Below are 13,672 nucleotides of genomic sequence, written 5' to 3'. Positions count from 1 at the left end.
CAAAGAGGGCCGCAGGTGCAGCCTGACGGACGAACAGCGGCCACATCCCAATGTAAAAAGCCGGCGGCCCGGCGCTCCGTGCGCCACCGAACGGGGCGACGGCCGTGGACGCCCGCGATGTGCATTTGTGACGCCAATGTCAAAGTTTCGCCGCGGAAGGCGGCGGCCCTGTGCCAGGCCTTGCGGGGGCACAATGCCCCCATGAAAAACATCCTCGTCCTCGGCGGCTCCGGTTTCGTCGGCAGCCATGTCTGCGAAAAGCTCGCCCGCCAACAATGGCGGGTGACCGTGCCCTCCCGCCGCGCCGGCAACGCCAAACACCTGCAAATGCTGCCGCTGCTGCAGGTGGTGGAGGCCGACGTGCACGACCAGGCCGCGCTGACCCGGCTGGTGGCCGGCCACGACGCGGTGGTCAACCTGATCGCCATCCTGCATGGCAACGAGGCGGCCTTTCAGCGCGCCCATGTGGACCTGCCCACCAAGCTGGCCCAAGCCTGCGCCGCCACCGGTGTGACCCGGCTGGTCCATGTCAGCGCCCTGGGTGCGGCCGCCACCGGCCCGTCGATGTACCAGCGCAGCAAGGCCGCCGGCGAGTCGGTGTTGTGGGCCGCCGGCCTGCGCCTGAGCGTGCTGCGTCCCAGCGTGATTTTTGGTGCCGAAGACAAATTCACCAATTTGTTCGCCAGCCTGCAGCAGCTGGCCCCGGTGCTGCCGCTGGCCGGCAGTGGCACGAAGTTCCAGCCGGTGTGGGTGGAAGACGTGGCCGAGGCGGTGCTGCGCTGTTTGGTGAACGACGCCACCGTGGACCAGATCTACGAAGCCTGTGGCCCCGAGGTGCTGACGCTGAAAGCCCTGGTGCAGCTGTCGGGCCAGCTGGCCGGCGTCAACGAGGGCCGGGGCCGGCCGGTCTGGCCGCTGCCGCGCGCGGTGGGCTGGCTGCAGGCGCTGCTGATGGAGCTGGCGCCCGGCCAGCCGCTGATGAGCCGCGACAACCTGGCTTCCATGCAGGTGGACAACGTGGCCAGTGGCCAGGCCGCGGGCCTGGAGGCGCTGGGCATCACGCCCGAGTCGCTGCGGGCGGTGGCGCCCGGCTACCTGGGCCGGCGCGGCCCGCGCAGCGGCCTGCTGGCCATGCGCAAGACGGCCGGGCGGTTTTAAATTCGGTCAAAGCGCGCCCCCCGGCGCGGACGAAGGAGGTGTTCCATGGGCTTGCGTCTGGTCATCGGCAACAAGAACTACTCGTCCTGGTCCATGCGGCCCTGGGTGCTGATGCGCCAGGCCGGCATCCCGTTTGACGAGGAGCTGCTGCGCTTCGACGCTTTCACGCCCGGTTCGCAGTTCAAGCAGCGCATGGGGGCGCTGAGCGCGGCCGGCAAGGTGCCGGTGCTGATCGACAACTCGCCCGCCGGTGGCGGCGTTGGGCTGGTGGTCTGGGACTCGCTGGCGATCGCCGAGTACCTGGCCGAGCGTTTCCCCGAGCGGGCGCTGTGGCCCGCCGACGCGGTGGCCCGCGCCCGCGCCCGAAGCGCCTGCGCCGAGATGCATGCGGGCTTTGCCGCGTTGCGCAGCCACTGCCCGATGAACATCGAAGCCCGCCTGCCCGAGGTCGGTGAGCGGCTGTGGGCCGAGCAGCCGGCGCTGCGGGCGGACGTGGCGCGGGTGGTGGCGCTGTGGGGCGAACTGCTGGCCGCGCACGACGGGCCGCTGCTGTGTGGGGCGTTCAGCATCACCGACGCGTTTTTTGCGCCGGTCTGCACCCGCATCCAGACCTATGCGTTGCCGGTGCCGGCCGACATCGGGGCCTATTGCGAGCGGGTGCTGGCCCTGCCCGGCGTGGCCGACTGGGTGGCCGGCGCACTGGCCGAGCAGGACTTTGTGGCTTTTGGCGAGCCCTACCGCAGCGCCCGCTGAGCCCTACACTTTCGCGATGCAGATTTACAGGGTGGGGGGCGCGGTGCGTGACGCCTGTCTGGGCTTGCCGGTGCAAGACCACGACTGGGTGGTGGTGGGCGCCACGCCCGAGGCCATGGTGGCGGCCGGCTACACGCCGGTGGGCAAGGATTTCCCGGTGTTTTTGCACCCGCGCAGCCACGAGGAGTACGCGCTGGCCCGCACCGAGCGCAAGACCGCCCGTGGCTACAAGGGCTTTGCGGTCCAGGCCTCGCCCGAGGTCACGCTGGAGCAAGACCTGGCCCGGCGCGACCTGACCATCAACGCCATGGCCCAGCCGGCCGAGGCTGGCCCCTGCGAAGGCCTGATCGACCCCTATGGCGGCCAGGCCGACCTGCAGGCCAAAACCCTGCGCCACGTGACAGACGCCTTCCGCGAAGACCCGGTGCGCATCCTGCGTGTGGCCCGCTTTGCGGCCCGCTTCACCGCGTTCACGGTGGCGCCCGAGACGCTGGCGCTGATGCGTGAGATGGTGCAAGCAGGCGAGGCCGATGCGCTGGTGGCCGAGCGGGTCTGGCAGGAGCTGAGCCGCGGCCTGATGGAAGCCCGGCCCTCGCGCATGTTCGACGTGCTGCGCGACTGCGGCGCGCTGCAGGTGCTGCTGCCCGAGGTGGACCGGCTGTGGGGCGTGCCGCAGCGCGCCGAGCACCACCCCGAGGTCGACACCGGTGTGCACCTGATGCTGGTGCTGGACATGGCGGCCCGCCTGCAGGCCCCGCTGGCGGTGCGCTACGCCTGCCTGGGCCACGACCTCGGCAAGGGCACCACCCCGCCCGACCAGTGGCCACGCCACATCGGCCACGAGGAGCGCAGCGCCCGGTTGCTCAAGGGCCTGGGCGAACGGCTGCGTGTGCCCACCGACTGCCGCGAACTGGCCGAGGTGGTGGCGCGTGAGCACGGCCACATCCACGGCAGCGGCGGCTTCGGCGCGGCGGCGCTGCTGCGGCTGCTGGAGCGCTGCGACGCGCTGCGCAAGCCGGCGCGCTTCGACGAGGTGTTGCTGGCCTGCGAGTGCGACGCCCGGGGCCGGGGCGGGCTGGCCGAGTCGGCCTACCCCCAGCGGGAGCGGCTGCGCCAGGTGCTGGACCTGGCCTTGGCCGTGTCCACCGCGGCGGTGGCGGCCCAGGCCCAGTCCGAGGGTTTGTCGGGCAAGGCGGTGGGGGAACGCATCCAGGCCGCCCGGTTGGCAGCGCTGGTGGCTGCGGGGTACTAGCTAGAGCAGCTTGGCAATGCCCGCCGCCGCCATGCTCAGCAGCACGGTGGTGGTCAGCGGGATGAACCACTCGCGGCCGAACAGCCGGAAACGAAAGTCACCGGGCAGCTTGCCAAAGCCGAACTTGCCCAGCAACGGCGACAGGCCGTTGATCAGCAGCAGCGCGAGGAAGGTGACGATGAGCCAGCGGAACATGGGGCCATTCTCGCCGGCTTGGACGCCGCGGTGTTCACAGCGTGTGGGTGCGGTCGCCCTGGGCAAAGCCCAGCGGCTCCCAGGGCTCGCCCTTGAAGAAACCCATCACCTTGAACAGCTCGCCCATCTCGTGCTCTGTCATCAGCTTTTGCGCCATCGCGCGCTCGGCCAGGGGGGCGTCGACCAGCCGGTCCAGCAGGCCGCAGTTCATCAGAAAGCGGGCCTGGTTGCAGTAGCCCAGCACCGGCAGGCCGGCGTCCTGGGCGGCCAGCGCCAGGCCGGTGAAATTCACGTGCGCGGTGATGTCTTTGAGGCCCGGCGCGCTCAGCGGGTCTGCGTCGGTCTGGTGGGCGCGGTGGCAAATCAGCGTGCCCATGTGGCGCTGCGGGTGGAAGTACTCGGCCCCGGGAAAGCCGTAGTCGATGAACAGCGCCGCACCCTTTGTCAGCCGGTCGGCCAGCGTGGCAATGAAGGCCTCGGCCTGGGGGTGGATCTCGGTGACGTAGTCATGCTCACCTGCAATCGCCAGCGGCGGCCGCAGCTCGGTGGGGCGGTCTGCCCAGGCGAATGCGCCATCCTGCAGCGCCACGCCGCGCTCGTGCCAGACGCCGCCCAGCCGGGCCAGCAACTGCACCGGCATCGCGTCCAGCACCTCGTTGCCCACCACCACACCGGCAAAGCGCTCGGGCAGGGCGTCGGCCCAGACCAGCTTGCCCGCATGGGCGGCCAGGGTGGTTTGCTGGCGTTCGCGCAGGCTGGCCGACAGCTCAACGATGGTGTAGGTCTGCACCGCGTCGCCCAACGTGTCGAGCAGCTGCAGCGCCAGCGCGCCCGAGCCGGCGCCGAATTCCCACACCGCGTCGGTGCCGGTGTGGGCCAGCATCTCGCCCACCTGGGCCGCCAGGGTCTGGCCGAACAGCGGCGTGAGTTCCGGCGCGGTGACGAAGTCGCTGCCCGACGACGGCAGCTGGCCGAACTTGCGCAGGCCGTTGGCGTAATAGCCCAGGCCGGGCGCATACAAGGCCTCGGCCATGAAGGCATCAAAGCCCAGCCAGCCACCGGCGGCGGTGATTTTTTGGCGCAGGCGCTGGGCCAGCCGCTCGGACAGGTCCTGGGCCGGGGTGCCTGGCGGGGGCGCGGTCGTTAAACTGTGGTCTTTGCTCACCCGGCCATTGTCCCCGATGGCCCGTCCCTTCCCCACCCATGACCACCCCTGTTCTGCCCCGCACCGTGCTGGTCACCGGCGCCGCCAAGCGTCTGGGCCGCGAGATCGCGCTGACGCTGGCCGCGGCCGGCTGGCGGGTGGCCGTGCATTACCGGGGTTCGCGCGACGAGGCGTTGCAAACGGCGGCCGACTGCGCGGCGCTGACGCCGGGCGCGGCCGCCTTCGGCGCCGACCTGAGCGACGAGGCCGCGGTGCGCAGCCTGCTGCCGGCGGTGCTGGCCGAACTGGGCCAGGTGGACGCACTGGTCAACAGCGCTTCCACCTTCGAGCACGACACCGCCGAGAGCTTCAGCTTTGCCATGCTGGACAAGCACCTGCGTGGCAACACCGGCGCGCCCATCCTGTTGGCCCAGGCGCTGCACCAGCACTTGGCCGGCCGCGACGACGGCCCCGCGATGGCCCGCGGCGCGGTGGTGAATCTGCTGGACCAGAAACTCTGGAACCCCAACCCCGATTTCTTGAGTTACACGCTGTCCAAGGCCGCGCTGGAGTCTGCCAACACCTTGCTGGCGCTGGCGCTGGCGCCCCGGCTGCGGGTGGTGGGCGTGGCCCCGGGCCTGACGCTGACCAGCCACATGCTCAGCGACGCGCAGTTCCAGGCCCTGCACCAGCTCAGCCCGCTGGGCCGCTCGTCCACCCCGCAGGACGTGGCCGGCGCGGTGCGTTTTGCGCTGGACAACCAGTCCATCACCGGTACCACGCTGCTGGTGGACGGCGGCCAGCATTTGATGAAATTCGAGCGTGATTTTTCCGTGATGTGAGCGCACGCTCATCTTCCAACCCCATGTTCAATTCAAAAGGTACCCAAATCCTCACGCTGTCGGGCTTGCGCTTCAACGCCAACCTGGGCATCCTGGCGCATGAGCGGCAGGCGCCGCAGCCCATCCAGGTCGACGCCGAGCTGAGCCTGGGCACCCAGCCCTTGCTGCCACGCGACGACGACATCGGCCATGTGCTGGACTACCGCAAGGTGCGGCAAATCATCATCGACGAGTGCACCGCCGAGCATGTGAATTTGCTGGAAAGCCTGATCGGCAAGCTCAGCCACCGGCTGATGCAATTGCCTGGCGTGGTGGGCGTGCGGGTGAAAATTGCCAAGCTGGAAATCTTTGCCGATTGCGAAGTCGCCATCCGGGTCGAGTCCGGGCAATGGTGAACACCAAGGAAACTGTATGAGCGCCGTATGGATTGAGCCCGAAGCCCCGCCTCTGGGCCAGCGCGCCAAGATCGAGCGCGAAACCCACAAGCTGGAAAAGCGGCTGTGCCGCCAGATGGGCCAGGCCATCGTCGACTTCAACATGATCGAAGAAGGCGACAAGGTCATGGTCTGCCTCAGCGGCGGCAAGGACAGCTACGGCATGCTGGACATTTTGCTGAAGATGCAGGCCCGCGCGCCCATCGATTTCAGCATCGTGGTGGTGAATCTCGACCAGAAGCAGCCCGGTTTTCCCGAGCACATCCTGCCGGCCTATTTGACCGAGCTGGGTGTGCCCTTCCACATCGAGAACCAGGACACCTACTCCATCGTCAAGGACAAGATCGCGCCCGGCAAAACCATGTGCAGCCTGTGCAGCCGGCTGCGCCGCGGCATTTTGTACCGGGTGGCCGACGAGCTGGGCGCGACCAAGATCGCGCTGGGCCACCACCGCGACGACATGCTGCAGACCTTTTTCCTCAACATGTTCTTTGGTGGCAAGCTCAAGGGCATGCCACCCAAGCTGGTGAGCGACGACGGCCGCCACATCGTCATCCGCCCGCTGGCCTATGTGGCCGAGAAAGACCTGAGCCGCTGGGCCGAGCACAAGGCTTTTCCCATCATCCCCTGCACGCTGTGTGGCAGCCAGGAAAACCTGCAGCGCAAGCAGGTCGCGGCCATGCTGCGCGAGTGGGAGAAGAAGCACCCCGGCCGCATCGAGAGCATGTTCACCGCGCTGCAAAACGTCGTGCCCTCGCATTTGATGGACCGCAACCGCCACGACTTTGCCGGCCTGCAGCCCACCGGCGTGCCCGACCCCGATGGCGACCGCGCCTTTGACGCCGACGACGAGCGGCCCGGCTTCAGCCCCAGCGGCCTGCCAGCGCTGCAGGCCATTCCGCTGCACCGGGTCAGCGACGGGGACTGAGATGCGGCGCCTGGGCCTCTGGTGCTTGCTGGCCGCGGCCGCCTGGCTCGGTGGCCTGGCCGGCTGTGCCAGCCCCCGGGTCAACAGCGAGGTCCAGGCCTTTTCGTCGCTGCCGGCACCGCCGCTGGGCGGCTACCGCTTCGAGCAGCTGCCCTCGCAGCAGGCCGACGCGGCCCGCCAAGGCCTGCACGAGGTCATGGCCCAGGCGGCCCTGACGCGGGTGGGCCTGAACCGCGACGAGCACGCCCCGCGCTACAGCCTGTGGCTGGGCGTGGCCAGCACCGTGGTGTCACTGAACAGCTGGGACGACCAGTTCTGGGCCCCCACCCGCTATGGCTGGGGCCCTTACTGGCGGCCCGGCGTGCCGCTGTACGCACCGGCTTTCCCGAGCGCACCACGCTACCGCCACGAGGTGACGCTGGTGCTGCGCGACCTGGCCAGCCAGAAGGTGGTGTTTGAAACCCGTGCCGTGCACGAGGGCTACTGGCGCCAGGCCGAGCGGGTGCTGCCTGCGTTGCTGGACGCCGCGTTGCGCGATTTTCCCAAGCCACCCAGCGGCGTGCGTTACCTGGACGCCGAGCTGCCACGCTGACCCTCACCCACTCCTTCATGCAAGCCCTTCGACTGATCGCGGTGCGCCACGGCGAAACCGCGTGGAACCGCGACACCCGCATCCAGGGCCATTTGGACATTGGCCTCAACGACCATGGCCGCTGGCAGGCCGAGCAGCTGGCCCTGGCCCTGGCCGACGAGGCGATCGACGCCATTTACACCAGCGACCTGGCGCGCGCCCACGACACCGCCGCCGCGGTGGCCCGGGCCACCGGCGCGCCGCTGGTGCGCCATGCCGGCCTGCGTGAGCGGGTGTTCGGCCAGTTCGAGGGCAAGACCTTTGACGAGATCAGTGCGCTGTGGCCCGACCAGGCCGAACGCTGGCGCCGCCGCGACCCGGGTTTTGCGCCGGACGGCGGCGAGTCGCTGCTGGCTTTCCGTGAGCGGGTGCTGGCCACGGTACAGGCCCTCACCGCGCCCCACACCGAGGGCCAGGTGATGGTGGTGGCCCATGGTGGGGTGATGGACCTGCTGTACCGCGCCGCCACCGGCCAGGAGTTGCAGGCGCCCCGCACCTGGCTGCTGGGCAACGCCGCCATCAACCGGTTGCTGGCCACGCCCGACGGCCTGACGCTGGTGGGCTGGGCCGACACCCGCCACCTGGACGGCGCGGTGCGCGACGAGTCCAGCACCTGAGGGCGGCAGCCGGGCGCTGTCACCTCGATGTCAGCCGGCGTGCCCGGCCTGGCGACAATTTGGCCATGACAAACCGCCCGCCCGACGATGCCACCCCGCTCTGGCCATTGCAGGCCCTGATGCTGCTGGCCGCCGCGGTGGCCACGGTCAGCGGGGCCTGGCCGCTGGGCCTGCTGCACTGGGTGAGCAAACCCGCGGTGATGGCGGTGGCGTTGCTGTGGGTGGTGCTGCGTGCCCGCCGCCAGCAGGCCCAGGGCCGGCTGGACCGCCGCTTCACCGGCTGGCTGATGGCCGCCCTGCTGTTCTCGCTGGGCGGCGATGTGTGTTTGATGCTGCCGGGCGACCTGTTCATTCCCGGCCTGGCGTCTTTCCTGCTGGCCCATTTGTGCTACCTCGCGCTGCTGCGCCGGGGGGTGGCCTGGTTTCCCAGCCGGGCCGCGCTGTGGGGCGTGCTGACGATTGCCGTGGCGATGTATGCGCTGATGTGGGGCCCGCTGCGCGAGCCGGCCCTGCGGACGGCGGTGGCCGCCTATGTGGGCGCCATCGGCCTGATGGTGGCGCAGGCCGTCGGCAGGGCCCAGTCGCTGAAGACGCCGGCGGCGCGCGGCGTGGCGCTGGGCGCGGCGATCTTCATGCTCAGCGACACGCTGATCGCCATCGACCGCTTTCTGCAGCCTTTGCCGCTGGCGTTGGTCTGGATTCTGCTCACCTACGGCCTGGCGCAGTGGCTGATCGTGCGCCACGCCCAGCCGTCGCAGCCGCCCGTCACCTGAGGGCCTCAGTCGGGCAGCAGGTCGCCCATCTGGCTGGGCGGCACCACACCCAGGTGGCGGTAGGCCGCCAGCGTGGCGATGCGGCCACGCGGCGTGCGCTGCAAATAGCCTTGCTGGATCAGATAGGGCTCGATCACGTCCTCGATGGTGTCGCGCTCTTCACCGATGCTGGCGGCGATGTTGTCCAGCCCCACCGGGCCACCGTCGAAGCGGTGGATCACGGCCTCCAGCAGCTTGCGGTCCATCACGTCAAAACCTTGTGGGTCCACGTCCAGCATGGCCAGCGCGCGGTTGGCCATGTCCAGCGTGATCTCGCCCGTGCCCTTGACGTCGGCGTAGTCGCGCACCCGGCGCAGCAGCCGGTTGGCGATGCGCGGCGTGCCACGCGAGCGGCGGGCGATTTCCATGCCGCCCTCGTAGTCGATGGGGGCGTTCAGCAGCCGCGCGCTGCGTGCCACGATCAGCGCCAGCTCCTGCGGGGTGTAGAACTCCAGCCGGGCGACGATGCCGAAGCGGTCACGCAGCGGGTTGGTCAGCATGCCGGCGCGGGTGGTCGCACCCACCAGCGTGAAGGGCTGCAGGTCCAGCTTGATGCTGCGCGCCGCCGGGCCCTCGCCGATCATGATGTCGATCTGGTAGTCCTCCAGCGCGGGGTAGAGGATTTCTTCCACCACCGGGCTGAGGCGGTGGATCTCGTCGATGAACAACACGTCGTTCTTCTCGAGGTTGGTCAGCAGCGCCGCCAGGTCCTTGGGTTTTTCCAGCACCGGGCCGCTGGTCTGCCGCAGGTTGACGCCCAGCTCGTGGGCAATGATGTGCGACAGCGTGGTCTTGCCCAGGCCGGGTGGGCCGAACAGCAGCACATGGTCCAGCGCCTCCTCGCGCTTGCGCGCCGCGCCGATGAAAATTTCCAGCTGCTCGCGGGCCTTGGTCTGGCCCACATAGTCGTCGAACAGCTTGGGCCGCAGCGCCCGCTCGATCGCCTCCTCGTTGGGCGAGGTGGGGGCGGGCGACACCACGCGGGATACCGGCGCGGGCGCGAAATCGTCGGTCTTGATGGTCATGGTGCCCCCACGCTTGTCACTTCGTGTACTGCGCTGGACGTGCCTCCGCAAGACGCGATGGCTCTTCGTGCTGTCCAAGCCTGCGCAGGCAGGCTTGGAGCCGCAGCACTCAGCCCCGAGGGGGCCGTCGCTTGCTCGGGGCGGCCCTTCGCTGCGCGGCGTTCAGATGCGGGCATGGTCATTTCGCCAACGCCTTCAACGCCAGCTTGATGCCGTCGCTCACGCCCACATCGGCCGGCAAGGCCTTCAAGGCCTGGGCGGCTTCCTTTTCGCTGTAGCCCAGGGCCACCAGGGCCTGCAGGATGTCGGCCTGGGCATCGCTGGCCAGGCTGACCGGGGCGCCGATGTCGGCGCCCAGCTTGCCCTTGAGTTCCAGCAGCAGGCGTTCAGCGGTTTTCTTGCCGATGCCGGGCACCTTGACCAGCCGGCCCACCTCCTGCTGGGTGATGGCCTGGGCCAGTTCGGCCACGCCCATGCCCGACAGCACCGACAGCGCCATGCGCGGGCCGATGCCGGAGATCTTGATCAACTGGCGGAAGGCGTGGCGTTCGGTGTGGGTGGCAAAACCGTACAGCAGCTGGGCGTCCTCGCGCACCACCATGTGGGTCAGCAGCGTGACTTTCTCGCCCAGGCCGGGCAGGTTGTAGAAGGTGCTCATGGGCACGTCGACCTCGTAACCCACGCCCTGGCAGTCCACCAGGATCTGGGGCGGGTTTTTCTCGCCGAGGATGCCGCTCAATCTGCCTATCATTGCTGTCCTTTTGCGGGATTATCAGCTTGATTCTCAGACACACCTTTTCGCCCCCCAACAACACCCGGCTGGCCAACCTGTGCGGCACCACCGACGAGCACCTGCGCACCATCGAGGACGCGCTGGAGGTGAAGATCGCCCACCGCCACGAGCAGTTCAAGGTCGATGGCCCGAAGGCCAAGGCCACCCGGGCGCTGGAGGTGCTGCAGGCGGTGTACGAGATCGCCGGCCGGCCGGTGCCGCCCTACACCCTGCAGCTGATGCTGGCGGGCGACGGCCCGCTGGTGGTGGGCAATGGCGACGGCCCGGCGCTGGCCACCCGGCGCAGCGACCTGCGGCCGCGCACGCCCAACCAGGCGGCCTATTTGGACCACATCGCCGGCAATGACATCACGCTGGGCATCGGCCCGGCCGGCACGGGCAAAACCTATTTGGCGGTGGCCAGTGCGGTGGACGCGCTGGAACGCAGCGCGGTGCAGCGCATCGTGTTGACCCGGCCGGCGGTGGAGGCCGGCGAACGGCTGGGCTTTCTGCCCGGCGACATGGCGCAAAAGGTCGACCCCTATCTGCGCCCGTTGTACGACGCGCTCTATGACCTGATGGGTTTCGAGAAGGTGCAAAAGGCCTTTGAGCGCCAGCAGCTGGAGATTGCGCCGCTGGCCTTCATGCGCGGCCGCACACTGAACAACGCCTTTGTGATCCTGGACGAGGCGCAGAACACGACGCCGGAGCAGATGAAGATGTTCCTGACCCGCATCGGTTTTGGCGCCAAGGCGGTGATCACCGGCGACGTGAGCCAGATCGACCTGCCCAAAGACCAGCTCAGCGGCCTGATCGACGCCGAGCGGGTGCTGGGCCGGGTCAAGGGCATCGCCATCTGCCGCTTCACCAGCGCCGACGTGGTGCGCCACCCGCTGGTGGCCCGCATCGTCGACGCTTACGACGCCCAGCGCACCCGGGTGGACTGAGATGGCCCTGCCCACACTGAGCCTGTCGCTGCAGTTTGGCGCGCTGGCCGACGCCGTGCCCCACCGCGCAGCCCTGCCCAGGCACAAGGTGGCGCGCTGGGTGCGCCATGCGCTGGACTCTGACGCCGAGATCACGGTGCGCATCGTCGACGCCGACGAAGGCCAGGCGCTGAACCGCGACTACCGGCACAAGGACTACGCCACCAACGTGCTGACCTTTGACTACGCCCAACAGCCTGTGGTGATGGCCGACCTGGTGCTGTGTGCGCCGGTGGTGGCGCGCGAGGCGGCCGAGCAGGGCAAGCCGCTGGCCGACCACTACGCGCACTTGCTGGTCCATGGCGCGCTGCACGCCCAGGGCTGGGACCACGAGACCAGCGAGGCCGACGCCCAGGCCATGGAGGCCCAGGAGGTGGCCATCCTGGCCCGGCTGGGCGTGGCCAACCCCTACGCTTGAGCGTCCGGTGTCTCGGTGCGCTGGCGCCAGGCGCGCAGCGCCGGCAGCGACTGGCGGTAGTGGTAGGCGGTCTGTTCGTCGCTGTAGCGGTGGTCTTCCCCCACCGGGCAGCGGTTGCGGGCCAGGCAGCGGTCTGCGCAGGACGAGCCGGGCGCCAGCCGGTGGTCCAGGCAGGCCTGAAAATTCCACACCGGCGTCAGCGCCCCCGCAGGGCAGGCCGACAGACAGGGCTGGTCGGCGCAGCTGAGGCAGGGCGAGGCCTGCTCACGCCGCGGCGTCAGCGGCAGCCGGGTGTCGGCCAACACCACCGCGCGGTAGGCGAACCAGCTGCCCCAGTCCGCGTCCACCCCGACCATGAAGGGCGAGCGGTGGTGCCAGCCCGCCAGTTCGCCCAGCCGCTGCAGGCCCACCACCTGCGGCCCCGGAAACAGCTGGCGCCAGCGGTGGCCGGCCAGTGGGCCGGCAAAACAATCGGCCAGGCATTCGCCCACGAAGTCGTCCACCGGGTGGGCGCCGTGCATGCCACGCTGCTGCAGCGCCTGCCAGAACCGCCGACCCTGGTGGCCCAGCAACAGCAGCTGGGTGGCGCCCGTACGCTCGGCCTCGGTGGCCGCCAGCTGGGCCACCACCTCGGCCGGCAAGGCGTCCAGCGCCATCACGGCCTGCAGGTTCAGACCCTGCGCGGCCAATCCACTCAGGGCAGCGAGGGGCGGGGCGGCCGTCATGGCGGGGCTCAGATCAGGTCGCGGGCATCGCCGAAATGGGCTTCGACGTCGCTGGGCAGCAGCTGGATGCTGGCCCGCAGCCCGGGCACGGCACTCATCAGCGCCTGCTCGACGCTGGTGCGCACCGCGGCGGCCCGGCCCAGCGTCCAGCTGGCGGGCATGTGCATGTGCAGGTCGACAAAGCGGCGCTGGGCGGCTTTGCGTGAGGTCAGGTGGTCGAAGCGGATGATTTCCACCTCGCCGCGGCGGTGCTCGAACTGCTTCAGCGTGGCGCGTATGGTGTCCAGCACCTCGGGCTCCAGCGCCTCGTCCATCAGGCCCTGGGACGACTGCCAGATCAAATGCCCGCCCTCGCGCAGGATGTTCAGCGCCACCAGAATCGCCACCACCGGGTCCAGCCACAGCCAGCCGGTGGCCGCCACCGCGCCAATGCCCACCACCACGCCGATGGAGGTCCAGACGTCCACCACCAGGTGGCGGGCGTCGGCCTCCACCGCCAGGGCGCCGGCCGTGCCGTCGGCCTGATGGGCCTTGGCCGCGCCAAACATCACCCAGGCCAGCAGGCCGTTGAAGGCCGAACTCACCAGCGACAACGCAATGCCCCAGCCCGCCGCCTCGATGGGCTGGGGGTTGAGCAAACGCAGCGCGGCTGCCCAGATGATGCCCACCGAGGCGCCGATGATCAGCACGCCCTCGAAGCCCGACGAAAAATACTCGGCCTTGTGGTGGCCGTAGGGGTGGTCTTCGTCGGCCGGCCGCTGGGCGATGGTGACCATGGTCAGCGCAAAAATCGCGCTGGCCAGGTTGACGAAGGACTCCATCGCGTCCGACAGCAGGCCCACCGAATCGGTCACCCACCAGGCGGCCATCTTCAGCGCAATGGTCAGCACCGCCACGCCCACCGAGCCCCACAACAGGGTTCGGGGAGAGATTCGGGTCAGGACAGCCGGCGCGCGCATCCGGGCATTTTGCCTTGACAT

17 protein-coding genes are annotated in these 13,672 nt (G+C 69.4%); 11 read left to right on the top strand and 6 right to left on the bottom strand.

Translation table 11 applies throughout. The annotated features are described in order from the left end of the window. Positions 1-201: 201 nt before the first annotated feature. The 3 genes from AC4BAR_RS13575 to AC4BAR_RS13565 are packed head-to-tail and all read left to right on the top strand — an operon-like array spanning position 202 to position 3,163. Complete coding sequence (locus tag AC4BAR_RS13575; RefSeq protein ID WP_490628416.1) at positions 202-1,158, top strand: complex I NDUFA9 subunit family protein; 957 nt, start codon at positions 202-204, stop codon at positions 1,156-1,158. A 45-nt stretch (positions 1,159-1,203) separates the two neighbouring features. Further along, positions 1,204-1,911, top strand: coding sequence for a glutathione S-transferase family protein (locus AC4BAR_RS13570; RefSeq protein ID WP_490628415.1), 708 nt, complete (start codon positions 1,204-1,206; stop codon positions 1,909-1,911). Between the two features lie 16 nt (positions 1,912-1,927). Then, positions 1,928-3,163 carry a multifunctional CCA addition/repair protein gene (locus AC4BAR_RS13565; protein WP_490628414.1) on the top strand — a complete coding sequence of 412 codons (1,236 nt, stop codon included), beginning with the start codon at positions 1,928-1,930 and terminating at the stop codon, positions 3,161-3,163. On the opposite strand, the gene AC4BAR_RS13560 is transcribed toward AC4BAR_RS13565, so the two are convergent. Further along, positions 3,164-3,358 carry a DUF2905 domain-containing protein gene (locus AC4BAR_RS13560; protein WP_490628413.1) on the bottom strand — a complete coding sequence of 65 codons (195 nt, stop codon included), beginning with the start codon at positions 3,356-3,358 and terminating at the stop codon, positions 3,164-3,166. It lies immediately after the preceding gene. 34 nt (positions 3,359-3,392) lie between these two features. Next, the gene (locus tag AC4BAR_RS13555) at positions 3,393-4,523 is read right to left on the bottom strand and encodes a class I SAM-dependent methyltransferase (RefSeq protein WP_490628412.1); all 1,131 of its coding nucleotides are present in this window, start codon (positions 4,521-4,523) and stop codon (positions 3,393-3,395) included. A gap of 38 nt (positions 4,524-4,561) precedes the next feature. Here AC4BAR_RS13555 and AC4BAR_RS13550 point away from each other — a divergent pair, with 38 nt between their 5' ends. From AC4BAR_RS13550 to AC4BAR_RS13525, 6 genes are all read left to right on the top strand, one after another. Beyond that, positions 4,562-5,344, top strand: a complete 783-nt coding sequence (locus AC4BAR_RS13550; protein WP_490628411.1) for an SDR family oxidoreductase — start codon at positions 4,562-4,564, stop codon at positions 5,342-5,344. A gap of 23 nt (positions 5,345-5,367) precedes the next feature. After that, a complete protein-coding gene (locus AC4BAR_RS13545; protein WP_490628410.1) occupies positions 5,368-5,739 on the top strand; it encodes a dihydroneopterin aldolase in 372 nt (123 codons plus the stop codon). A gap of 16 nt (positions 5,740-5,755) precedes the next feature. Beyond that, on the top strand, positions 5,756-6,706 hold the full coding sequence (gene ttcA, locus AC4BAR_RS13540; RefSeq protein ID WP_490628409.1) for a tRNA 2-thiocytidine(32) synthetase TtcA: 951 nt from the start codon (positions 5,756-5,758) through the stop codon (positions 6,704-6,706). Between the two features lies 1 nt (position 6,707). Beyond that, the gene (locus tag AC4BAR_RS13535; RefSeq protein ID WP_490628408.1) at positions 6,708-7,298 is read left to right on the top strand and encodes a DUF4136 domain-containing protein; all 591 of its coding nucleotides are present in this window, start codon (positions 6,708-6,710) and stop codon (positions 7,296-7,298) included. A gap of 17 nt (positions 7,299-7,315) precedes the next feature. Beyond that, on the top strand, positions 7,316-7,954 hold the full coding sequence (locus AC4BAR_RS13530; RefSeq protein ID WP_490628407.1) for a histidine phosphatase family protein: 639 nt from the start codon (positions 7,316-7,318) through the stop codon (positions 7,952-7,954). 65 nt (positions 7,955-8,019) lie between these two features. Next, positions 8,020-8,727, top strand: coding sequence for a lysoplasmalogenase (locus AC4BAR_RS13525; protein WP_490628406.1), 708 nt, complete (start codon positions 8,020-8,022; stop codon positions 8,725-8,727). Between the two features lie 5 nt (positions 8,728-8,732). Here AC4BAR_RS13525 and ruvB read toward each other — a convergent pair whose 3' ends face one another. Then, positions 8,733-9,791: a Holliday junction branch migration DNA helicase RuvB gene (ruvB, locus tag AC4BAR_RS13520; protein ID WP_490628405.1), complete on the bottom strand. Its 1,059-nt coding sequence runs from the start codon at positions 9,789-9,791 to the stop codon at positions 8,733-8,735. Positions 9,792-9,969: 178 nt separating this feature from the next. Continuing rightward, positions 9,970-10,542, bottom strand: coding sequence for a Holliday junction branch migration protein RuvA (gene ruvA, locus AC4BAR_RS13515; protein WP_490628404.1), 573 nt, complete (start codon positions 10,540-10,542; stop codon positions 9,970-9,972). 26 nt (positions 10,543-10,568) lie between these two features. Between ruvA and AC4BAR_RS13510 the strand changes: the two genes are divergently transcribed. Continuing rightward, positions 10,569-11,510, top strand: a complete 942-nt coding sequence (locus AC4BAR_RS13510; RefSeq protein WP_490628403.1) for a PhoH family protein — start codon at positions 10,569-10,571, stop codon at positions 11,508-11,510. A gap of 1 nt (position 11,511) precedes the next feature. Beyond that, positions 11,512-11,967, top strand: coding sequence for an rRNA maturation RNase YbeY (gene ybeY / locus AC4BAR_RS13505; protein ID WP_490628402.1), 456 nt, complete (start codon positions 11,512-11,514; stop codon positions 11,965-11,967). On the opposite strand, the gene AC4BAR_RS13500 is transcribed toward ybeY, so the two are convergent. Both AC4BAR_RS13500 and AC4BAR_RS13495 read right to left on the bottom strand, forming a co-directional pair. After that, complete coding sequence (locus AC4BAR_RS13500) at positions 11,958-12,692, bottom strand: hypothetical protein (RefSeq protein WP_490628401.1); 735 nt, start codon at positions 12,690-12,692, stop codon at positions 11,958-11,960. The genes ybeY and AC4BAR_RS13500 overlap by 10 nt on opposite strands. A gap of 8 nt (positions 12,693-12,700) precedes the next feature. Next, positions 12,701-13,651, bottom strand: coding sequence for a cation diffusion facilitator family transporter (locus tag AC4BAR_RS13495; protein ID WP_490628400.1), 951 nt, complete (start codon positions 13,649-13,651; stop codon positions 12,701-12,703). Between the last annotated feature and the right edge of the window lie 21 nt (positions 13,652-13,672).

It is taken from the genome of Rhodoferax sp. SPJ4 (assembly GCF_058216275.1).
Note: the sequence above shows the minus strand (reverse complement) of the source record. Positions and strands in the feature narration are given on the sequence as shown.